Annotated in this window: 19 protein-coding genes and 1 tRNA gene; 8 read left to right on the forward strand and 12 right to left on the reverse strand. The window is 71.4% G+C overall.

What is annotated here, in order from left to right:
* Positions 1 to 15: 15 nt before the first annotated feature.
* Genes M3B01_RS07420 through M3B01_RS07435 form a run of 4 tightly spaced genes read right to left on the reverse strand, consistent with a single transcriptional unit; the run spans position 16 to position 4,449 of the window.
* Positions 16 to 1,410 (reverse strand): alpha/beta hydrolase, encoded by a 1,395-nt coding sequence (locus tag M3B01_RS07420; protein ID WP_259790723.1) that lies wholly within the window; start codon positions 1,408 to 1,410, stop codon positions 16 to 18.
* Complete coding sequence (locus M3B01_RS07425; RefSeq protein ID WP_259790726.1) at positions 1,407 to 2,075, reverse strand: DinB family protein; 669 nt, start codon at positions 2,073 to 2,075, stop codon at positions 1,407 to 1,409. The genes M3B01_RS07420 and M3B01_RS07425 overlap by 4 nt, the downstream gene beginning before the upstream one ends.
* Positions 2,072 to 4,282, reverse strand: coding sequence for a prolyl oligopeptidase family protein (locus tag M3B01_RS07430; RefSeq protein WP_259790730.1), 2,211 nt, complete (start codon positions 4,280 to 4,282; stop codon positions 2,072 to 2,074). Before M3B01_RS07430 ends, M3B01_RS07425 begins: the two co-directional genes overlap by 4 nt.
* Entirely contained in the window at positions 4,279 to 4,449 is a 171-nt protein-coding gene (locus M3B01_RS07435) for a hypothetical protein (RefSeq protein WP_259790732.1), read from the reverse strand. The genes M3B01_RS07430 and M3B01_RS07435 overlap by 4 nt, the downstream gene beginning before the upstream one ends.
* 255 nt (positions 4,450 to 4,704) lie before the next feature.
* Here M3B01_RS07435 and M3B01_RS07440 point away from each other — a divergent pair, with 255 nt between their 5' ends.
* Positions 4,705 to 5,958, forward strand: coding sequence for a glycoside hydrolase family 3 N-terminal domain-containing protein (locus tag M3B01_RS07440; protein ID WP_259790734.1), 1,254 nt, complete (start codon positions 4,705 to 4,707; stop codon positions 5,956 to 5,958).
* Between the two features lie 35 nt (positions 5,959 to 5,993).
* Here the strand turns inward: M3B01_RS07440 and thiD are convergent, their stop codons facing one another.
* Complete coding sequence (gene thiD / locus M3B01_RS07445) at positions 5,994 to 6,872, reverse strand: bifunctional hydroxymethylpyrimidine kinase/phosphomethylpyrimidine kinase (RefSeq protein WP_193866500.1); 879 nt, start codon at positions 6,870 to 6,872, stop codon at positions 5,994 to 5,996.
* 185 nt (positions 6,873 to 7,057) lie between these two features.
* Between thiD and M3B01_RS07450 the strand changes: the two genes are divergently transcribed.
* Both M3B01_RS07450 and M3B01_RS07455 read left to right on the forward strand, forming a co-directional pair.
* On the forward strand, positions 7,058 to 8,026 hold the full coding sequence (locus M3B01_RS07450) for a hypothetical protein (RefSeq protein WP_259790736.1): 969 nt from the start codon (positions 7,058 to 7,060) through the stop codon (positions 8,024 to 8,026).
* A gap of 45 nt (positions 8,027 to 8,071) precedes the next feature.
* Entirely contained in the window at positions 8,072 to 8,905 is an 834-nt protein-coding gene (locus tag M3B01_RS07455) for a hypothetical protein (RefSeq protein WP_259790738.1), read from the forward strand.
* 251 nt (positions 8,906 to 9,156) lie between these two features.
* Here the strand turns inward: M3B01_RS07455 and M3B01_RS07460 are convergent, their stop codons facing one another.
* The 6 genes from M3B01_RS07460 to M3B01_RS07485 form a co-directional block, all read right to left on the reverse strand.
* A complete protein-coding gene (locus M3B01_RS07460) occupies positions 9,157 to 10,050 on the reverse strand; it encodes a Bax inhibitor-1/YccA family protein (RefSeq protein ID WP_259790740.1) in 894 nt (297 codons plus the stop codon).
* A 204-nt stretch (positions 10,051 to 10,254) separates the two neighbouring features.
* Entirely contained in the window at positions 10,255 to 11,031 is a 777-nt protein-coding gene (locus tag M3B01_RS07465) for an amino acid ABC transporter ATP-binding protein (protein ID WP_259790741.1), read from the reverse strand.
* The gene (locus tag M3B01_RS07470; protein ID WP_259790743.1) at positions 11,018 to 11,683 is read right to left on the reverse strand and encodes an amino acid ABC transporter permease; all 666 of its coding nucleotides are present in this window, start codon (positions 11,681 to 11,683) and stop codon (positions 11,018 to 11,020) included. Before M3B01_RS07470 ends, M3B01_RS07465 begins: the two co-directional genes overlap by 14 nt.
* A 4-nt stretch (positions 11,684 to 11,687) precedes the next feature.
* On the reverse strand, positions 11,688 to 12,575 hold the full coding sequence (locus M3B01_RS07475; RefSeq protein WP_259790745.1) for a transporter substrate-binding domain-containing protein: 888 nt from the start codon (positions 12,573 to 12,575) through the stop codon (positions 11,688 to 11,690).
* A gap of 117 nt (positions 12,576 to 12,692) precedes the next feature.
* Positions 12,693 to 13,826: a PLP-dependent aspartate aminotransferase family protein gene (locus M3B01_RS07480; protein ID WP_259790748.1), complete on the reverse strand. Its 1,134-nt coding sequence runs from the start codon at positions 13,824 to 13,826 to the stop codon at positions 12,693 to 12,695.
* A 148-nt stretch (positions 13,827 to 13,974) separates the two neighbouring features.
* Positions 13,975 to 14,712 (reverse strand): YggS family pyridoxal phosphate-dependent enzyme, encoded by a 738-nt coding sequence (locus tag M3B01_RS07485; protein WP_193866506.1) that lies wholly within the window; start codon positions 14,710 to 14,712, stop codon positions 13,975 to 13,977.
* 162 nt (positions 14,713 to 14,874) lie between these two features.
* On the opposite strand from M3B01_RS07485, the gene M3B01_RS07490 reads away from it, so the two are divergent.
* From M3B01_RS07490 to M3B01_RS07500, 3 genes are read left to right on the forward strand one after another with little or no spacing between them, the layout of a single operon-like run.
* Positions 14,875 to 16,995, forward strand: a complete 2,121-nt coding sequence (locus M3B01_RS07490; RefSeq protein WP_193866507.1) for an MMPL family transporter — start codon at positions 14,875 to 14,877, stop codon at positions 16,993 to 16,995.
* A complete protein-coding gene (locus M3B01_RS07495; protein WP_193866508.1) occupies positions 16,961 to 18,325 on the forward strand; it encodes a sensor histidine kinase in 1,365 nt (454 codons plus the stop codon). The genes M3B01_RS07490 and M3B01_RS07495 overlap by 35 nt, the downstream gene beginning before the upstream one ends.
* Complete coding sequence (locus M3B01_RS07500; RefSeq protein WP_193866509.1) at positions 18,322 to 18,942, forward strand: response regulator transcription factor; 621 nt, start codon at positions 18,322 to 18,324, stop codon at positions 18,940 to 18,942. Before M3B01_RS07495 ends, M3B01_RS07500 begins: the two co-directional genes overlap by 4 nt.
* Positions 18,943 to 18,983: 41 nt before the next feature.
* On the opposite strand, the gene M3B01_RS07505 is transcribed toward M3B01_RS07500, so the two are convergent.
* Positions 18,984 to 19,057, reverse strand: a tRNA-Leu gene (locus M3B01_RS07505).
* Between the two features lie 124 nt (positions 19,058 to 19,181).
* Between M3B01_RS07505 and M3B01_RS07510 the strand changes: the two genes are divergently transcribed.
* The gene (locus M3B01_RS07510) at positions 19,182 to 21,344 is read left to right on the forward strand and encodes a helicase-associated domain-containing protein (RefSeq protein ID WP_193866510.1); all 2,163 of its coding nucleotides are present in this window, start codon (positions 19,182 to 19,184) and stop codon (positions 21,342 to 21,344) included.
* A gap of 184 nt (positions 21,345 to 21,528) precedes the next feature.
* Entirely contained in the window at positions 21,529 to 21,795 is a 267-nt protein-coding gene (locus M3B01_RS07515; protein WP_193866511.1) for a hypothetical protein, read from the forward strand.
* The last annotated feature ends 17 nt before the right edge of the window (positions 21,796 to 21,812 follow it).

The following is a 21,812-nucleotide window of genomic DNA, read 5'->3' on the forward strand; positions in this document are numbered from 1 at the left end:
GATCACATGCCGGGGTCAGTCCAGACGCACGCGTCGCGATCGTCGTGCCAGCGGATCCACCTGTGCCTGCTCGCGGCGCACCCGGGCCGATTCCAGTCGCAGTCTCCACGGGGAGAACCTCTCCGCGGCCATGGCCAGCTGCAGGCCCCGCTGGAGCACCTTGTTGACGGGGGTGCGAGGCAGCTCGGCCAGCTCGGCGGCACGGTCCGGCAGCAGGTGCGCGGCCCCCGCCACGCTCCAGCGGGCGGCCACCTGCGCGATCTGCGAGTGCGAGTCAAGCACCGAGTGGCCCGTGCCCGGCAGCTCCAGCAGACGCGCCCCGGGGATCCGCCGGGCGAGATCACGGGCGGTGCGGGGCGGCAGCAGCAGGTTCCGACCGCCCGAGACCACCAGGGTGGGTGCGGTGATGCGGCCGGCGAGGTCGTGCAGGTCCAACGGCTCGCCCTCGAAGTCCGCGACGGCTCGTGCCTGCTCCGCGGGCAGCACCAGCGAGTCCATCGGCCGACCGTCGGCATGGCGACCGCTGCCCAGCTCGGTGTGGGCGATGGGGGCGACGAGGTCCAGCTCGCGCACGTAGGGGGTGGATTCCAGCCAGCGCTGGGCGAGCACCTGCCGGATGCTGTTCCAGGTGAGCTGGCCGCGGTCCATGGCCAGCAGGTCCACCAGGTCGCGCACGGCCTCCGGGCCGCCGTACTCGTGGACGGCCAGCACGATGGTGCCGGCGCGGTGACCGTCCACCACGCCGCCCTCCACCAGGCGGCGCAGCACCCGGGCGGTGGTGGCGGTGGTGGGGTCGTTGCCCTCCCAGTACATGTCCCGCAGGGCCTGCTGCCCGGCCAGTTCGTCGTCTGCCCCGGTGAGCGGGGAGTCCAGCACCAGCGAGTGCACCCGCTCGGGATGCAGGGCGGCGAGAGCCTGCGCCAGGTACGCGCCGTAGCCCGTGCCGTACACGGCGGCCTGCTGCACCCGGGCGTGGTCCAGCACGGCCACCAGGTCGCCGAGCACGTTCCGCAGCCGCATCGACTCCACCGGCAGATCCGCCCCGGTGGAGTCCAGGCGGGACAGACCCACCCCGCGGTGCTCCATCATCAGCACGTCGACGCCGCGCGAGGCCAAGGAGCGGCGCAGGTTGTCGTAGGGGAGAACGGAGGCCATGCCGGGGCCGTCCGGGATCACCAGCAGCGGCACCTGGGCGCGGTCCGGCACGGTGCGGGCGCTGCCGGGGGCGCGTCGACGGGGCAGGCGCCGCGGGGTGGCCCGGGCGTAGCGCAGTGGGAACAGCCGGTCATCGGCATCGTCGCCGTCGCTGATCTCCCGGTACACCGTCATCAGGTCGTTGCGTATGGTCAGCAGTTCGTCCTGGCCCGGGCGCTCGATGATCGAGTGGTTGTTGAGCAGTCGCACGGTCACTCCCCTGTCCGGCCGTCGATCAGTTCGGTGAGCACATCGAGGTGGCCGACGTGCCGGGCGGTCTCCTCGATCATGTGGGTCAGCACCCAGCGCAGGGTGCGGGGCTCGCCGGTTCCGCGCACCTCCTCGTGGAGGTCCCGCTGTGCGCGCTGCGCCAGGGACCCCTCACAGGCCTCGCGGTAGTCGGTGCGGGCCTCCTCCACGGAAGCACCGTCCTCGAGCCGGAACTCGGCATCGCGGGCGGGGTTCTCGGAGACGTCCATCCATCGGTATCCCACCTCCGACTCCGGAACTCCTCCCACCACCGCGCGGAACCAGTACCGCTCCACATCGGCCAGGTGCCGCAGCAGCCCGGTCACGGTGGTGAGGGTCCCCAGCACCGGGCGGGCGCCCTGCTCATCGCTCAGGCCTGCGGTCTTGGCGAGCACTGTGGCTCGCAGGAAGGCGAGGAAGCCGTCGAGGGTGGCGGCCTCGTCACCGCGCAGCGGCGGCTCGGGGCGGCCGTCCGCATCGAGGCCCTCCTCGGCGTCTGTGCCGGAGGCCGGGTCGTCCTCGTCCTGCTGCTCGGCGGCCAGACGATCCATCAGGTCGTCGAAGGACTCGGGCTGTTCGGCCGGGGCTTGGTCACCGGGGGTGCCTGCAGCCGGGTGCACGGGGTTGCTCATGCGTCGTTCCTGCCGATGGTGCTCCACAGGAAGGCGTACATCAGCGCGTTCATCCGGGCGGCCTGCTCATTGGTGGCCGCGCCGCCATGACCGCCCTCGATGTTCTCCCAGGAGCGCACGTCGGCCCCCAGCGACTCCAGGGCGGCGGTGAACTTGCGGGCGTGACCGGGATGGACGCGGTCGTCACGGGTGGAGGTGAGCAGGAAGGTGGGCGGGTACTCGGTGCCCTCGGCCAGCAGGTGGTATGGGCTGAAGGTGCGCACGAACTCCCAGTCCTCGGTATCCGGGTCCCCGTACTCGGCCATCCACGAGTTGCCGGCCAGCAGGTGGCTGTAGCGCTTCATGTCCAGCAGCGGCACCTGGATGATGACCGCCCCGAACAGCTCCGGGTACTGGGTGAGCATGTTGCCGGTGAGCAGGCCGCCGTTGGAGCCGCCTCGTACCGCGAGGTGCGCGGTGTCGGTGACGCCGCGCTCGATCAGGTCCTTGGCCACGGAGGAGAAGTCCTCGTAGGCGCGGTGGCGGTTCTCCTTCAGTGCCGCCTGGTGCCAGCGGGGCCCGTACTCGCCGCCGCCGCGGATGTTGGCCAGCACGTAGGTGCCTCCGCGCTCCAGCCATGCCTTGCCGATGGCGCCCAGGTAGGCGGGGGTCAGGGAGATCTCGAAGCCGCCGTAGCCGTACAGCAGGGTCGGCGAGGGACCTGCGGCCTCCTTCTCGTCCCCGGCGCGGCCGGCGCGGCCGATCTCGAAGTACGGGATGCGGGTGCCGTCGTCGCTGGTGGCGAAGTGCTGCGTGACCTCCAGTCCCTCCGCCTCGAAGCGGGCGGGGGTGGACTTGATCAGCTCCGGCTCGGTGGGCTCCCCGCCCTCGAGGAGGGGCGCGAGGTCGCCCAGCAGCAGGCGGGTGGGCTCGATGAAGCCGGTGACCGTCACCCACACCTGGTCGTTCTCGTCGGGGTCCACCGCGGCCACCGCCAGGGAGCCGCTCAGCTCGGGGTACAGGTCGCGCCGCACCCAGGAGCCGTCGCCGTCGCGGGTGTGGACCTCGAGTCGGTGCACCACGTCCTCGAGGATCGACAGCACCACGGCGCTGCGGGTGATGGTCATGTCCGCCAGGGAGGTGGTCTCGGTGGGCTCGAACAGCATCGTCAGCTCCGGCTCCCCGGCACGGAACGCCGCGAAGTCGCCCACCACCAGGGAGCCGGCCGGGTAGACCGATCCCGCGACCTCCCAGTCGCTGCGCGGCGAGAACACCGCCAGGTCGCGGTGGGCGCTCGCCTCCAGGTCGCGGGGGACGTCGATCCTCTCCAGTGCCGGCGGGGACTGCTCGCGGTCCACCAAGTGCAGGGTGGTGTCGTAGAAGGCGTGCATCTGGACGATCCAGTCGCGCTCCCAGCCGGGGGTGGAGTCGTGGGCGACGAACACGCTCATGTCGGTCTCGTCGGCCTCGAACACCAGCTCCGCCTCGGCCAGCGCCGTGCCGCGCTTCCACAGTCGTGCCTGGCGCGGGTAGCCGGACAGGGTGGTGGTGCCCTCCCCGAAGTCGGTGGACACCCAGGTGGTGTCCTCGTCGATCCAGCTCAGGGAGCCCTTCGCGGCCGGGCGCACGAAGCCGCCGTCGGCCTCGGGGATGAAGGACCGGGTCTCCAGGTCGAACTCGCGGGTCACGTCGGCGTCGGAGCCCCCGTGGGACAGGCTCACCAGGGCCCGGCGGTACGGCTCGCCGTCGGCGGCGCCCTCGGGTCGCAGCAGGCTGGCGCCGTGCCACACCCAGTCCTCGCCCTCCTCCGCGTTGAGGGCGTCCACGTCCAGCAGCACGTCCCACTGGGGGTCATCGGTGCGGTAGGACTCCAGGGTCGTGCGGCGCCACAGCCCGCGCTCGTGCTCGGCGTCGGTCCAGAAGTTGTAGAGGAACTCACCGCGCTTGGTGACGCCGGGGATGCGGTCCTTGGCATCGAGGATCTCGCGGATCTCCCGCTGCAGGGTCGCGGCCAGGGGTGCGCCCTCCGGGTCCGCGGGGTCGCGCACGGCGTCCAGCTCCTGCTCGGCCGCGGCGTTGCGCTCCCTCACCCAGGCCAGGGCCTCGGCCCCCTCGACGTCCTCGAGCCACTGGTGGGGGTCGCTGCTGCCGTCGGCGGCGGGCAGTTGGGGGCTGCCGGCGGCCTCGGGGCGGCTGGGGGCGGAGCTCTCGGGGCGGGCGGTGCTCATCGGTCGCGGTTCTCCTCGGTCCAGGTGGTGAAGTCGGTCAGTACGGTCTTCCAGGCGCCCTTCCAGGCGTCACGGGCCTGGGCGCTCTCGATGCCCTTGTGCTCGACCGCGAGCGTGCTGCGGGGCGCATCATCGGTGACGCCGCCGGCGCGAGGGACTGCGCCCACCACTCCTCCACGCCCCAGCGGTCCACCAGCATCCCGGCGGTGGCAGCGTGGTCGAGCTCGCGGCCGCCGGCCTCGTCCAGACGCGCCACCCAGGTGGCGAACCCGGTCCCGGTGGCCCTCTCAATGGAAGCCGCGCGGGGGTGGTCCTGCGGCGCAGGCGTGGCAGTCATGGGCACCACCCTAGACTCCGGGCGGTGGGCCCGGTCACGGCCGGGGACGGTGCTGGACCGGAAGCGGGACTGGAAGACTGCGGGCATGCGTCGACGTCAGCTCCTGGCCCTCTCCCCCGCTCTCGCCCTGGCCGCCTGCACCTCGCCGGAGCAGGGCGACGGAGCCGATCCCGTCCTCCCGGCAGACCCGGAGGCCACCTCGGGAGGTGAGGAGAAGGGCTCGAATCCCACCCGCGGCGAGGGGACGGGCTCCGGGGACGAAACGGAGCAGACCGAGCCTGCGCCCGGCCCCTGGGACCCGTCCGAGCAGGTGACCGGGCTGCTCGAGCAGCTGAATCCACGAGAGGTGGCAGGGCAGCTGGTGATGGTGGGGATCACGGCGGGCTCCACCCTCCCCTCCGAGATCCTCCGGGAGCACCACGCCGGCGGGATCTTCCTGCTGGACGTGTGGCGGGATCCCGACCAGGTGGACGCGATGGTGGCTGCCGCCCGCGAGGGCTCCCGACCGGAGTTGCCGCCGCTGGTGGCCGTGGACCAGGAGGGCGGGCAGGTGCGGATGCTGCGCGGTGACGCGGCCCGGCGCACCCCCTCGGCCGAGGAGCTCGGCGAAGCCGGCCCAGACGCCGTGGGCGATGCCTACACCTCCATCGGGGAGGATCTCGCCGCCCGCGGCATCCAGGTCGCCTTCTCGCCCGTGGCCGACGTGGTGGACCCCGCGCTGGGGCCGGCGAACGAGCCCGTGGGAGGATTGGGCCGCGGGTTCGGCACCGACCCCGCGCACGTGGGTGACTGCGTCAGGGCCGCCGTCCAGTCCCTGCACGACGCCGGCACCGGCGCCACCCTCAAGCACTTCCCGGGCCTGGGCCGCGTGGAGCAGAACACCGATCACTCCGCGGAGGGGATCATCGACGACACCACCACCATCGAGGACCCGTTCCTGGACTCGTTCCGAGCGGGCATCGATGCAGGGGCGGAGCTGGTGATGCTCGCCTCCGCCACCTATGCGCAGATCGATTCCGAGGCTCCCGCGATGTTCTCGCGCGCGGTGGTCACCGATCTGCTGCGCGATCGGCTGGGATTCGAAGGTGTCGCCGTCACCGACGACATCGGGGCGGCGAAGGCCGTGGCCGCGGTGCCGGTTCCCGAGCGCGCCACCCGGTTCCTGGACGCCGGCGGGGACGTGCTGCTGACCGCCGATCCGACCATCACCGGACAACTGGTGGACGCGATCCAGGAGTGGGCATCCCGGGGCCCCGAGCAGGAGCAGCGGGTACGGGAGTCGGCCGCACGGATGCTGACGCTAAAGGAGCGCCGCGGACTGCTGGGGTCAGGCGGGTGAGCAGCGGGTGAGCGGCGCTGCGAGCACGCCCTCCGTCAGGCGCGGTCCAGGGTGATCAGGTGGTTGACGGGCCCGAAGGCGCGACCGTTGCCGCGCGAGACCTCCCAGTCCTCCGCGTTCTCAATGGCGCTGGCCAGGAACTCGCGGGCGGAGGCCACGATGGTGACGACGTCGTCGTGCTCGCCCTCCTCCCCGATCTCGCCGAGCTCCCCGGCGCGGTCGAACTCCTGGATGCGGGCCATCTGGGCGGTGATCGCCGCGGAGAGCGTGGCACCCGAGCCGCGCACGTGCCGACCCGGCACCCGCTCGGCCCGCAGCAGATCGGTGCCGCCGGGGTGGACCAGCACGTCCACGGCGTCGTCCCCGACCAGACGGCCGCCGGTGATGAGCACCGTCCCCGGCCCCATCGCCTGCAGTGCCAGCGCCTGGTCCCGCATCCCGTCGATGGTGGTGGCCGGGGCGGTGCCCAGCAGCTGAGCCGCCTCGACCATGTTGGAGGTGAGCATGTCGACGTGAGGGAGCAGGGCGGTGCGCAGTGCCCGCGCTCCTTCGGCGGAGATCAGGGGGGTGCCGTCGGTGCCGATCATCACCGAGTCCAGCAGGATCCACCCCAGGCGCTCGCGATGGGTGCGCACGGCCTCCGCGACGGCTTCGACGACGGCGGCGCTTCCCAGGGCGCCGATCTTGGTGGCATCCAGCATCAGGTCCTCGGCCACCGCGTCGATCTGGGAGCGCACCACGTCCCCTGGCAGGTAGTGGGTGCCGCGCAGTCCCTGCGTGTTGACCGCGCAGATCATGCTGATCGCACTGGCCCCGTACACGCCCAGGGCGGAGAAGGTCTTGATGTCCGCCTGGATGCCGGCGGCTCCGTCGGAATCGGAGGCGGAGACGGTCAGGACGAGGGGCGGACGCATGATGATCTCCGTGGTCGAGGGTTCCGGGCCCGGGCGGCGGCCTGCGGGAAGGCGACGGGTGCGCCGACAGGGGGAGGGTACCAACGAGCGCTGGACCGCTCGGCTCGGGAACGATCGTGCGAGAATCACCCGGGGGCATGGCCCTGAGACCAGGGGTGCGACCCCGAGACGCCGGGGAGGTGGCGATGACTGAGGATCCGCGCAGATCGGGCTCCGCCGCGGGCGGGACATCCGACGGCGGGGGGTTCGGCGGCAGCGGCCTGCCCGACTTCACCGCGCGGGGCGCCGCGCCCGGTAGCGATCCCACCGGGCTTCCCGACTACGCCGACCGGGCGACGCCGGCGACGCTGGGCGAGCCCAGCCAGCGCAGCCGCAACCGTGCCCTGACCGTGGTGCTGTCCGTGGTGGGGGCCACGGTGCTCCTGCTGGCGGTGGTGGCACTGGTGCTGTCCCAGACGGTGTTCCGCAGCGTGCTGGAGGAGGATCCCACCGCCTACCCCACCGGCCCCCGCACCGCCGAGGGGCAGAGCGAGTACGTCCCGGATCCGGAGGACCCTGATCTCGCTCCCCCGCCGCCCATCTTCACGCAGGCGCCGACGGTGGACTGCCACGTCCCCGATCATGCTGAGCCCGCCCCGTCCTCGAACGGCACGATCCGCGGCGGGGACCTCCAGTACACGATCCCCAACGGCTGGGACTTCCCCTGGGGCTCCGGGAGCATGCCGTACATGAACGAGGTGCAGGGCCAGGGCCGCAACGTCGAGGGCAACTGGTACTCGGTGGTGAACCTGGGGCGCGTGGTCTTCCCGGATTCCGAGGGTGGCTACCCCGGCTCGGAGCGTGCGGCGGTGGCGATCTTCCAGTGCTACGCCACCACGGCCGGGGTGATCTCGCACTTCGGTGAGCATCCTGAGGTCACCGACTACCGCACCGAGGCCATCGAAGTGGACGGCTACCCGGCATGGATCGTGCAGGCCACCTACAATTTCGAGGACCCGGACATGCTGGAGACCTCCAGCGCGTCCATCGTCACCTCCATCGTGGTGGAGGGGCCCAACGGCCCCAGTGCCCTGGCCTCGGACGTCGCCGCGGACCATCCCGATCATGTCCAGGGGCTCGAGGAGATCATCGCCAGCCTCGAGGTCGTCGAGTGACCGGCCGCCGGGGGGCGGCCGGATGAGAGTCGAAGGAGCAGTCAGGTGAGCACCGGTTCCCCGTACACCGGCCCGCAGTACGCCCAGGGTCCGGACGGCCGCGGTGGCCGGAGCAACGCAGTGCTGATCGGCGGTATCGCCTTCGCGCTGGTGTTCCTGCTGATCGTCGGCGGCACCGTCGCGTTCCTGGTGTTCCGCAGCTCCGGCGGCAACGGGGCGGGCAACGGCACCGGGAGCACGACGGTCAGCGACAGTGCCAGTGCGACGACCACCGAGGAGACCGCCTCGGCCACCACCACGCCGCCGGAGACCACGCCCATCGAGGAGGAGCGGCACTGCTGGTCCCCCGTCAACGAGCGCACCTCGGAGAACCCCTCGGGCCGGTTGCGCGGCGGTGGTCTGGAGATCACGCCGCCCGCGATCTTCGACACCCGTACGAACACCACCTACCTGCACTTCACCACGGACGCGCAGACCGCGATGGCCCCGGTGGAGGGCAGCTGGGTCTCCTCCATCGGGGTGGGGAAGCTCCAGTGGCAGCCGGGAGTGGAGTACCCCGGGGAGAAGGCCGCCGCCGAGCGTCTCGTGAGCTGCCTGTACGGCAACGCAAGCATCTGGGGGGACACCTCCCAGCGCACCCTGCACGATCAGGTCACCGAGGCCGTCACCATCCAGGGGATGCCCGGGTATCGGAGCACCGCCGTGCTGAAGTTCGGCAAGCACAACTTCACCAAGACGGACTCCACCCGGATCGACGTGGTCGTGCTTGATACGCCGGAGGGTCCCAGCGTGTACTCCTCGGAGATCTCGATCGGCGTGACCGAGCACGAGGACGCCGCCGCCCAGGCCTACGAGTCCATCACCGGCCTCACGGGCTGAGACCCCGCCTCCTTCACGGGGCTGCGACCCGCCTCCCCTTCACGGGCCGAGACCCCACCTCCCCGCTCAGACCCCACCTCCTGACCCGAGTTCAGCATGCGGGGGCGAATCCCCGGCTCATTGCCGCCACCCCACGCACAGCTGTGGCCCCCTCCGCATCACGGAGGGGGCCACAGTGTCGTCGGCTTCGCGAGCACCGAACCGTGGCTCAGCGCCCGGGTGCGCTCACCTTCACGCGGGAGCGCCGGAGGTCAGTCGCTGCCTCGCAGGATCGAAAGGATGCGCAGGATCTCGATGTACATCCACACCATGGTGACCGCCAGGCCGAAGGCGCAGCGCCACGCGTAGGCACGCGGGGTGTGGCCGGAGGCGGCGCGCTGGACGTCCTCGAAGTCCATCACCAGGGAGTAGGAGGCCATCACCACGGCCAGGCCGCCGATGATCAGGCCGATGACGCCATCGCGGAGGCTCTGCCCGGCCAGGAGCACGAAGCCGATGTTGACCAGGAGGAACAGCATGTAGGCGATCATCGCGACCATGAAGATCTTGGTGAGCACCGGGGAGGTGCGCAGGATGCCCATGCGGAAGAGCACCAGCACGGTGCCGGCCACCGCGAGGGTGCCGATCACGGCCTGGACGGCGATGCCCGGGTAGTACAGGTCGATCGAACCGCTGATCCCGCCCAGCAGCATGCCCTCGAAGACCGCGTACGCGAGCACCAGGATGGCGGAGGGCTGCTTCTTGAAGGAGTTGACCAGACCGAGGATGAAACCGCCGATCAGGCCGACGATGGTGGCGGCTCCGCCGATCAGCAGCCCCAGCTGCAGGCCCGACTCGCCCATGACGGCGCCGAGCAGGCGCGGGGTCACAGCGATGACGAAGCCGACCACCATGATCACGCCGAGGGTGGCGGTGATGGCGTTGAGCGCATCGCGCATGGTCATGCGGCCGGTGTCGTGACCGGTGGCCGCCGGGCGGGCGTACATCGCCTCGAGCTGGTCGGTCTGCTGTGTCTGCTGCGCTCCGAAGCCGGAGGACCACTGGGTCCCCTGGGGAGGGCCGGACTGACCGAACTGCGGGCTGCTGAAGGACTGCCCCCGCTGAACGGCCTGGTCACGGCCGAAGATGACGTTGTGGCGGGCCATGATGCTCCTCGGGAAGATGGATTTGGACGGGGTCACGCGCCATCGCCTGGGGTTCCCCGGACAGGGCGATGGTCCTGACCTCCGGTCGGGATCAATTGTATAGGGTTCGCGTCCTCTCGTCCTGGAGGCGACCTGGACGTTCGCTCAGGGCATCCCGGTGCACCTCCCTGGGTGACCCGGTGGGCGGTGCCGGTCTCGGTCCTCTCACACCGAGCCGATGACCTCGCGGAACCGGCGCAGGCGCTCGTCCTCGCTGCGGAAGAACTCCTCCGGTGATCCGTCCTGCCGCACCTTCCCGCCCTCCAGGAACACCACGCGGTCCGCCACGCGACGGGCGAAGGCCAGGGAGTGGGTGACCACCACCAGGGTGCGGTTCTCCTGCGCCAGGGCGGCCAGCACCGCAACCACCTCGGCCGCCAGCTCGGGATCCAGGGCCGACGTCGGCTCGTCGAACAGCAGGAAGTCAGGATCCATGGCCAGCGCCCGGGCGATCGCGACACGCTGCTGCTGGCCGCCGGAGAGCCGATCCGGGTAGGAGTCGGCCTTGTCCGCCAGTCCCACCTTCGCCAGCAGCTCCCGGCCCAGGGCCTCTGCCTCGTCGCGGGAGCGGCCGAGGCTCTCGACGGGCGCCAGCGTGACGTTGCCCAGCGCCGTCAGGTGCGGGAACAGGTTGAACTGCTGGAACACCATCGTGGATCGGGAGCGGATCTCCCGCACCGTGCGCGGACTGATGCGTCCGCCCACGTCGATCGGCCCGGAGCCCAGGTCGATCTGGCCGGTATCGGGCTTCTCCAGCAGGTTGATGCAGCGCAGCAGGGTTGACTTCCCGGATCCGGAGGGGCCCAGCAGCACCGTGGTGCGACCGCGGGCGATCTCGAGGTCCACGTCATCCAGGGCCACGAGGTCGCCGAAGGTCTTGCGGATGCCGATCAACCGCAGCGGGTTGCGGGCATCGGCAGCGCGGGCATCAGCTGCGGACATGGGCGGACACCTTCTTCTCCAGGACGTTTTGGCCCAGGCTCAGCAGGGAGACCATCACCAGGTAGATCAGGGCCACCAGCGTGTACATGGCCATGGGTTCGAAAGTGCTGCCGGCGACCTGCCGGCCCACCTGGAACAGGTCCACCAAGGTGATGGCGAACACCAGGGAGGTGCCCTTGACCAGGTCGATGAAGTCGTTGGCCAGCGGGGGCAGCACGATCCGCATCGCCTGCGGCGCCACCACCCGGCGGAACGTGGTGGCGCGCGAGAGGTTCAAGGTCTGGGCGGCCTCGAACTGCCCGCGCGGGATCGACAGGATGGAGGCGCGCACCGCCTCTGAGGCGTAGGCACCGGTGTTCAGCGCGAGAGTGACCACGGCCGCTGGGAACGCATCGAGGCTGATGCCCAGGCTGGGCAGGCCGAAGTACACGATGAACAGCTGGACCACCAGCGGCGTGCCGCGGAACACCTGCACGTACGCCCATGCCAGTGCCTTCAGCGGCGCGGGCCCGTACAGCCGTACCAGTGCCACCACCACCGCGACCACCAGGGCGATCGCGAAGGAGATCAGCGACAGCGGGATCGTGACCTCGACGGCTGCCCGCAGCAGGCGCGGCAGCGACTGCAGCCACAGCTCCAGGAAGCCGGGCATCCCCTCAGGCCTCCGGGGTGATGTCCTGGCCCACCCACTGCTCGTAGATGGCGGCCAGCGAGCCGTCCTCCTTCATGTCGGCGAGGATCTCGTCGACCGCGTCCAGGAGGGGCTGCTGCTCCTGCTGCATGATCACGCCGACGGTGACGTCGGTGGGCAGTTCGGCGTCCAGCAGGCGGAAGGCCGCATCGGGGTGCTCCTCCTGGTAGGTCTGGAAGGAGATGAAGTCGTTGGCGGTGGCGTCCACGCGGCCCTGCACCACCAGCTCGATGGCCTCGGCGAATCCCTGGACGGGGACGATCTCAGCGCCCAGCTTCTCCATCTGCTGGGCCCAGTTGCTGGTGGCGGTCTGGGCCGAGCGCTTGCCCTCGAGCTCCTCCGCGGTCTGCACCTCGGAGTCCTCCGGCACGGCGATGCGGCCGATGGACTGCGCGTACGGCTCGGTGAAGGCGTACTTCTGCTGACGCTCCTCGGTGATGCCCACGTTTTTGATCACCAGGTCGTAGCGGTCCACGTCGAGGCCTGCGATCAGGGAGTCCCATTCGGTCTCGATGTACTCCGGGGTCACGCCGAGACCCTCGGCGATCTTGTCGGCGATGTCCTTCTCGAAGCCGACGAGCTCGCCGGAGTCGTCGTGGAAGGCGTAGGGCCGGTAGGTGCCCTCCAGGCCGATGCGGATCGAGCCGTTCTCCTGGATGCGGGCGAGGATGTCCTCGTCGACGGAGCCTCCGCCGCCCCCGCCGTCCGAGCCGCCGGAGCCTCCGGGGCCGCCCGCTCCGCGGGTCGGGTCCTCGGAGCCGCAGGCGGCCAGCAGGGCGGCGATCGAGGCGCCGCCGGCGGTCAGGGCGATGCGGCGGGTGGGGCGCGGGCGGGGAGCAGAGCTGCTGTTCATGGAGAGTCCTTCGGTGGTGGGTCCGGTGCTCGGGCGGGGCGTTTCGGGGTCAGCGGGCAGTGGTGGGGCCGACCAGACCTGGGGCTCGGCCGGCGGCAGGGACCTGGGCCCCGGGGGTCAGCGAGCGGAGGCGAGGGCCTGCGCGAGGTCCTCGAGCAGGTCGTCGATGTTCTCGATGCCGACCGAGAGCCGCAGCAGCTCATCGGAGATGCCGGCGGTGGCACGGGCCTCGGGGGTCATGGCCTCGTGGGTCATGGTGGCGGGGCGGCAGATCAGCGACTCGACCCCGCCCAGGCTCACCGCGTACACGGGGTAGCGCAGGGCCTCCACGAACCGCACGCGGTCCAGCTCCGCAGCGAGCTCGAAGGAGAGCACGGCACCGGGGCCGTCGGCCTGGGAGGCGTGGATGCGGGCCTCCTGCTCGCTGTGGGAACCGGGGAAGAACACCCTCGTCACGTCGTCGCGGTCCCGCAGGAACTCGGCGATGGCCCGGGCGTTGTCCTGCTGGCGCTCGAGCCGCAGGGGCAGGGTCTTGATCGCCTGGATCAGGCGGAAGGAGTCCGATGGCGACAGCACGCCGCCCTGGGCCTTCTGCGCCAGCGCGTACGCCTCTGCGAGCGCGGGATCACTGGTGGTGACCACGCCGGCCAGCAGGTCGGAGTGCCCGGCGAGGTACTTGGTGGCCGACTGCACCACCACGTCGGCACCGAGCTCGAGCGGGCGCTGCAGCACCGGTGTCATGAAGGTGTTGTCCACGGCCACCAGGGCGCCGTGGCGGTGGGCGAGCTCGACCAGGCGGCGCAGATCGGTGACTCGCAGGGTGGGGTTGGCGGGCGTCTCGACGAACACCATGCGGGTGGCGGGAGTGAAGTCCTCATCGGTGAGGGCGCCGAGGTCGTCGACGTAGCGTCCGGTGAGGCCGCGGGCGGGGAACACCTTGTCCACGAAGCGGAAGGTTCCTCCGTACACACTGGTCGGCAGCAGCACCTCGTCCCCCACCTCGAGGGTGGAGAACACGGCGGCGGTGGCGGCCATGCCGGTGGCGAAGGCGAAGCCGTGCTCGGCGCCGTCCAGCGCGGCCAGCACCTGCTCGAGCTGGGCGCGGGTGGGGTTGGAGCCGCGCTGGTAGGCGTAGCCGCCGTCATCGGTGGCGGCATCGAGCTCGAAGGTGGATGCAAGGTGCACCGGGGGGACGACAGCTCCGTGCTCGTGGTCCCTCAGCGTCTGTACGGCGACGGTCTGGATGTGCACGAGTGCCTCCGCTTCTCAGGTGTGGGGTCGATTTCTCAGGTGTGGGGTCGATCGAACGCTCACACCCTAAGCACGATTTATGACAGACCCAAGTTCTCCATGACGATGTGTGAACCACCAAACGCTCCCCGCGGGCCGACGCCGGCGCTCAGGCGGGGCGAGGCCCGAAGATCGCCGATCCGACGCGCACAATGGTGGCGCCCTCCTCGACCGCGATCTCGAGGTCGCCGCTCATGCCCATGCTCAGCTGCTCGAAGTCGTCCAGGCCCAGCCGTTCCCGCACCTCGTCGCGCAGTTCCCGCAGGGACCGCAGCGATGCCCGCACCGCCGCGTCGTCACTGGTGTTGGCTCCGATGGTCATCAGGCCCACGGGCCGCAGCACCTGACTCCCCCTCAGTCGCTGCACCACGGGGATGACCGCTTCCGGCGTGGGGTCGTAGCCGCCCTTGGACTCCTCTCCCGAGGTGTTGACCTGCACCAGCACCTCCCGATGCAGCCCGGCCATCTCGGCGCGGCGCTCCAGGGCCTCGGCGATGTCATCGCGATCCACGCTGTGGATCAGCTCGGCGAACGCCACCACGTCCCGTGCCTTGTTGGTCTGCAGGCGGCCGATGAAGTGCCGCGGCACCCCGTTGCCTGCCAGCAGCGGGTCCTCGTGCTTGGCCATCTCCTGCGCCCGGTTCTCTCCCACCGCGATCGTGCGCCCGCGCTCCCGCAGCACTTCGATCACCGCGGCGATCTGCTGGGGGGTTCGGGTCTTGGTCGCCAGCAGCACGGTGATGCCCGCACCGTCACGACCTGCCTGGGTCGCAGCGGAATCGATGCGCGAGAGCACCTCGTCGATGCGTGAGACGAGTTGGGGGCCGACAGGGAATGGGGCAGTCATGGTTCCCATTGTGGACCGGACCCGACGCCGGATGGGTGCTGTCGTGCCACCGCAGGGGCCGCGGAGGCCGCGGTCAGGTCCCCCGCATCCATCGTTCGATGGATCTGCGCTTCCCTCTACCGCGCGATGTCCGGCCGGGACCCGCCGCGGTTGACTGCAGGCATGAACCATTCCCTGTCCTCCCTGCTCACCTCGCGCCGCGGCGCCTGGGCCGTGCTGACCATCGCCCTGGTGCTGACGGTGGCGCTGTTCGGTCTGCTGAGCGGCGCCGAGGCCCCCGCTCGCAGCACCCATGCCCCGGTGGATTCCGAATCGGCGCGGGTAAGTGCCCTGTTGGAGCAGTTCCCGGATGCAGACCACCAGTCGGTGCTGGTGGTGGCCACCCGAGCCGATGGCGGCTCCCTCGGAGCCGACGATCTGCAGGCACTGGACGGCCTGCTGCCCCCTCTCGCCGAGCACACGGCAGCTGACCCCTCGGGGCCGGTGGTGAGCGAGGACGGGCAGGCAGCCCTGCTGATCGCCCCGATCACCCTGGGGGCGGACAACTCCGAGACGGCCCAGACCATCAGCGACCTGCGCACCACCCTTGCGGATCACGCGATCGAAGGAGTCTCCCTGCAGGTCACCGGCGGTCCCGCCTTCGGGGCCGATATCGCCTCCGCTTTCGACGGCGCGGACTTCACCTTGCTGGCAGTGACGATCTTCATCGTGGCGGCCCTCCTGATCCTCACCTACCGCTCACCCGTGCTGTGGCTGGTGCCGCTGGTGGTGATCGTGCTGGCCGACGGCCTCGCCGGCCGAGTCACCGCCGCAGTGGGTGCCCACTGGGGTCTCCAGTTCGACGCCGGCATCATCAGCGTCCTGGTGTTCGGCGCTGGCACCAACTACGCGCTGCTGCTGATCTCCCGGTACCGCGAGGAGCTGCAGGCCGAACCCGATCACCGTGCAGCGCTGGCCCGTGCCTGGCGAGGCGTGGCGCCCGCGGTGATGGCATCGAACGCAACGGTCGTGCTGGCGCTGCTGACCCTGTTGCTGGCAGCGATCCCCCTGACCCGCGGCCTCGCCATCCCGGCCGCGATCGGGCTGCTGATCGCAATGGCCTCGGTTCTGCTGGTGCTGCCGCCGCTGCTGGCGGTCTGCGGGCGCCGGGTGTTCTGGCCGTTCGTGCCGACAGTGGATGGCGGCGGTCACCGCTCCCGAGCCGGCGCCTGGCGCACGGTGGCCGGCGCCGTGGTGCGCCGACCCGTCATCGCGCTGACCGCCTCCCTCGCCCTGCTCGGCGTGATGGCCACTGGCCTGCTGGGCACAACGGTGGGTCTGGACCAGGCAGATCGGTTCCGTGTGGAGTCGGAATCCGCGGCGGGCCTGGAGGTGCTCTCGGAACACTTCCCGCCCGGGGAAGCAGCGCCGATCCTCGTGGTCACCGCACCCGGCAGCGTCGAGCAGGTGGTTGAGGCGGCTCAGGGCATGGACGGGGTGGTGCGGGCTCATCCCCTGGCAGTGAAGGAGGACGGCTCGCTGGCATCGGTGATGGTCACGAGTGAGTACGCGCCCGGGACCGAGCAGAGCCTGGACCAGGTGCGCGAGCTGCGCAAGCAGGTGCATGCGATCGATGGAGCCGACGCCCTGGTGGGCGGCAGCGTGGCGAGCGATCTGGATGCCCGTGAAGGGAACCGCGCGGACCTGCTGCTGGTGGCGCCGCTGATCCTGGCGGTCACCTTCGTGGTGCTCCTGGTGCTGCTGCGTTCGGCAGTCGCCCCGGTGCTGCTGCTGATGGTGAACCTGGCCAGCACCGTCGCCGCGATCGGGGCCGGCGCGTGGCTGAGCCGGATGCTGCTGGAGCAGCAGGCCCTGGACCCCCAGGTGCCGATCCTGGCGTTCCTGTTCCTGGTGGCCCTGGGCATCGACTACACGATCTTCCTGGTGCACAGGGCGCGCTCCGAGGCCGGGGCCTGGGGCACGCGGCGCGGGATGGTGGAGGCAGTCACCCACACCGGTGGGGTGATCACCAGTGCCGGCATCGTGCTGGCCGCGGTGTTCGCGGCACTCGGCGTGCTGCCATTGGTCACCCTGGCGCAGCTGGGCCTGGTGGTGGGCGTGGGCGTGGTGGTGGACACCCTGGTGGTGCGCACCGTGATGGTTCCGGCGATCTTCTCCCTGGTGGGGGACCGGATCTGGTGGCCGGGGCGCCCCGCGCCCGCGACCTCCCCAAGTGGTCATGCCCTGCTCGACAGCGCAGAATCGAACCATGAGCCTCGTCCAGACGCCCCTGCGCAGGCCTGAGCGCACGGGTCGGGTGCCGGCCGGCCTCACCGCGAGAGCGATGGAGGTGGGCCGGCACCTCATCGCGGTGGCCCTCACCGTGATCGGTGTGCTGCGTGCCCTCGCCGACGGAGTGGCCCCGGCCGCCGCGATCGTGGCGGGCCTGGCGATCCTGGGCTGGCACGCGGCCGGTTCCGTGATCGCCACGCGCCCTGCCCCGGGCGGTTCCGCGCCGGGCCGGATCGGTCCCCGTGCAGCCCGGCCGGTGTGGTGGCTGCTGGGCCTGGCGATGGTGTGGGTCGCGGCAGTGGCGGTCTCGCCGGAGTTCGTGTGGCTGGCGTTCCTGCTGTGGCTGCTGGCCGGTCACCTGCTGCCGCTGTGGTGGGGACTGGCATTCGCAGCGGCCGTGCTGATGGTGGTGGGAGTCGCCCCGGTGCTGCACCACGGCAGCACCAGCTGGGCCAGCGTGCTCGGACCGCTGATCGGTGGGGTGTTCGCCTTCGGGATCTCCCGTGGGTACCTGGAGCTGCTGCGGGAGGCGGCGGAGCGGGAGCGCCTGCTGGCCTCGCTGACACGAGCGCATCACGAGCTGGCCCAGCTGCAGGACGAGCTCGCCCTCGCCCAGCGCCGCTCCGGTGCGATCGAGGAGCGGCACCGGCTCTCCCGCGACATCCACGACACCGTCGCCCAGGGCCTCTCGTCAATCCGTCTGCTGTCCCATGCCGAGTCACAGCGCACCGCCGACCCCGAGGCTGCGCGCACCCTGGACCGCGTGGAGCGCCTGGCTCAGGACGGCCTGGTGGACGTGCGAAGGATCGTCGCCGCACTGCTGCCGGCGCAATTGGAGGACGATGCCCTGACCGGGGCACTGCATCAGCTGCTGGACCGCTTCGAGGACGAGACCGGAATGCAGGTGGCGCTCCATGTCGACGGGGAGGTGCCGCCGCTGCCCAGCGAGGTGGAGGTGGCGCTGCTGCGCACCGCTCAGTCAGCGCTGGGCAACGTGCGACGGCACTCCGGGGCAACCCGGGTAGCGGTGAGCCTCAGCGGCGCCGGGGACTCCGTGCGTCTGGACGTGCGAGACGACGGCACCGGGTTCGACGTGCGCCGCTGGGAGGCCGTCGGCCCCGGGCCGGAACAGGCCGACGGCACCGCGAGCTTCGGCCTGCGCTTCATGCGGCAACGACTGAGAGAACTGGGCGGGGACCTGGAGGTCGAGAGCACCCCGGGCGAGGGCACGGCCATCTCTGCCCACCTCCCGCACGTGCCGCGCACCCGCACCGGGGCCGCCCCTGCTGCACCCTGGGGCCAGGGTTCTCAGTCCCGCCCGATGATGGAGAAGACGCCATGACCGCGAGCGTGCTGCTGGTGGATGACCATCCTGTGGTGCGCAGCGGACTGCGCGCCGTGCTGTCGGCCGATCCCTCGGTGCACGTGGTGGGTGAGGCCGGGACCGGGGAGGAGGCAGTAGCCCTGGCGCGCGAGCTCGAGCCAGCCGTGGTGCTGTGCGATCTGCGACTGGGCGCGGGCATGAGCGGCATCGACACCACCCGCGCCCTGCGCGACCTCGACCCCGCACCCGCGGTGCTGATCCTGACCACCTTCGACCGGGATGCCGAGCTGCTGGGGGCGATCAGTGCCGGCGCGACCGGGTACCTGCTCAAGGACGTGCCGCCCGAGGACATCGTGGCCGGCATCCTGGACGCCGCTGCGGGGCGGACGGTGCTCGCACCGGAGCTCGCGGCCAGGGTGCTGCAAGGAATGCGCACCCCGCTCCCCCGGCTCACCGAGCGCGAGGTGGAGGTGCTGCGACTGCTGGCCACCGGCGCCACCAACCGGGAGATCGCCCGGGAGCTGTTCGTTACCGAGGCCACCGTCAAGAGCCACCTGGTGCATGTGTTCACCAAGCTCGGCGTGGACTCGCGCTCCCGTGCGGTGCACCTGGCGCAGCGGCAGGGCCTGATCTGATGCGCGCGACCTGCCTCGTGCCCCCGACGTGACCTGCCTCGTGCCCCCAACGGGATTCGAACCCGTACTGAGCCGCTTTTAAGGCGGCTGCCTCTGCCGGTTGGGCTATGGGGGCGGGCTCCGGTGGCGTCGGGGCCGTCAGCGCCGGTGCCGTCGGCGCAGCGAGAGCGGCGCGGTCGGCATCGGCACGGGCGAGCTGGACCTGCCCGGAGCCGGACCAGCCTATGCTGGATCGCACCATGACCGCTGTGATCCGGTCCCTCGCGGACTCCCTGCGACGGTTCGGCGATGACCGCCTCGAGGCCCTTCTCGTCGCCCGGCCGGATCTCGCCTCGCCCCTGCCCAAGGGCATCGGCCCGCTCGCGGCGCGCGCGGCTGGGGCGGGTTCCGCGCGGCGCGCCCTCTCGGCCCTGACCCTGCCCGAGCTGCACCTGGTGGAGGCGCTGGCCGTGCTGCCCGACGGCGCCTCTCCACGGGAGCTCGCGGCGGCGGTGTCCTCCGACCCGGCCACCATCTCCACCGCGGTGGAGCGCCTGGAGACCCTGGCGGTGGTGTGGGGGGAGGACGAGCTGCACCTGATCCGTCCACTGCGCGAGGGGCTGCGCACCCCGGCGGGACTGGCCGCACCCGAGGCCGGGGACCCGACGCCCCAGGAGGCCGAGCGGATCGTCGAGGCTGCCCGGGGGCAGCACGACGGCGTCCTCGACACCCTGGCCTGGGGTCCCTCGACGGTGCAGGGCAACGGCCACCTGGCGCGCCAGCTGCTCGAGGCGAGGATCGTCCGACGTGAGGAGGACGGCACCCTGCGCCTGCCCCGCAGCATCCACCTGGCCCTGCGCAAGGGTCGCGTGCGGCGCATCCACACCGCTCTGAGACCGGGCCCGCAGGGCCCTCCCCTGCACGAGCGCATCCCCGGCAGCCGCACCGCACAGGCCGTGGAGCGGGCCTTCGAGGCACTGCGCCTGGTGGGCACGGTGCGCGGCTTCGACGAGGACCCTCCCGGGGTGCTGCGGCGCGGTGGCATCCCGCAGCGCGATCTGAACCGGCTGGCCGAGCGTGCCGGTTCGGATCTGCTCACCTACGCGACCGTGCTGCAGACGGCCTGGCAGGTCGGGCTGATCGGCCACGACGGGCAGGAGTGGCACCCCACCCGTGACTGGGACGCGCACCGGGAGCGCTCGGCCGAGTCCCGCTGGGCCGAGCTGGCCCTGGGATGGGCCCGCGGCCACCACCTGGCGGCCGTGGTGGGAACCCCGGATTCCTCCGGCACCGCGCGCCCCCTGCTGTCCGATCTGACGAGGCGTGACGGTGTGCGCACCCGCCGCGGCAGCCTGCTGCGCGCCCTGCGCACCTCCCCCGGCATCAGTGCCACCCCGGAGTCCCTGCAGGCCTCCCTGGCGTGGGCGTTCCCGCTGGTCCCCGCCTCCGTCATCGCCGAGGAGACAGCGGCGATGCTGCGTGAGGGGGAGGCGCTGGGGCTGGTCGACGCGGGTGCGTTGACCGTGCTGGGCGGGCAGCTGGTGCTGGCCCTGGATGAGGACGTGATGCAGGCCGATCGGCGGCTCACCGAGGCACTAGAGGTGTCGGCGCCACCGCCGGTCTCCGAGGTGCTGGTGGACGCCGATCTCACCGTAGTGATCCCCGGCCGACCCTCGGAGCAGCTGATGCCGCTGCTGGATTGGACGGAGGTGGTCTCCCGCGGCGGCGCGGTGACGCTGCGCCTCAGCGCCTCCTCGATCCGTCGGGCGCTCGGCGTGGGTGGGGACCCGGAGCTGCTGCTGGACCTGCTGCGCGAGCACTCCCGCGCCCCGCTCCCCCAGGCCGTGGAGTACCTGGTGCGCGATGAGCAGCGCCGCCACGGCCGGGTGCAGGTCTCCCGGGCCGCCACGGTGCTGCAGGCCGAGGCCGAGGTGCTGGACCTGCTGCAGGCCGCCGCGGAGGCGACAGCGCTGAACCTGCGCCGCCTGGCCCCCACGGTGGCGGTGACCATGTCCGATCCCGGTTTCGCCCTGCAGTGCGCACGCCGCGCGGGGCTGTCACCCCAGGCGGTGGGGGCCGACGGACGCCCGGCCGATGCGCAGCTGTCGCACTCCCTGGCGGGCGGTCCCCTGGCGGCGGACCTGGTCACCGTGGACGGGCCGGAGCTGCGCCTTCCCCCGGCCGAGGCCGTGGCCCGCATCCGGGAGGCCGAGGCGGGGGGCGCCGATCTGAGCGTCACCGACCGTCTGCTGGAGGCCATCGCCCAGGGAACCTCACTGGCGCTGGGCATCGTGGACGGCAGGGGCGGTGTGGTGGTGAAGCAGGCACAGCCGATCTCCCTGGAGGGCGGGCGTCTGCGCGCCCGCGAAGCAGGCCGGGACGAGGAGTTCACGGTGCTGGTGCACCGGGTGACCCTGGGCTGAGTCGCAGTCGGAGCACCCCTTGCTGCCCGTGGCACCACGGCACGGCAATGGGGAGTGGTCCCCATCGCGCCGCGGGGTGTGACCTGCGGTACGATCCCCCTTGGCCGGGAGGTGCTCACCCCCGGTCCCCAGTGTCCGGTTCGCGCACCGCAGCCGGTGACAGATTGCTTGGAAGGGGAACCCCATGACTGCTCCCACCGGCGGCTTCGACGTCGCATCCCTCAAGAAGAACGCCCTCATCGCCACCATCGTCGGCTTCCTTTGCGGCGGCGTGATCCCCGGCGTGCTGGGCCTGCTCGGCTACCTCAAAGCCGATACGGAGCCCGAGACCGCCCGGAAGTTCACCAAGTGGGCCTGGATCGCCTTCGCGATCATCTGGGTGCTGAACATCCTGTTCTGGATCATCGCTCTGGCCACGGGCATCTTCAGCGCCTCGGTGAGCACCTACTGATCCGTCTCCGGCCGCCC

It is taken from the genome of Brachybacterium sp. p3-SID957 (assembly GCF_025144775.1).
Lineage (GTDB): Bacteria > Actinomycetota > Actinomycetes > Actinomycetales > Dermabacteraceae > Brachybacterium > Brachybacterium epidermidis.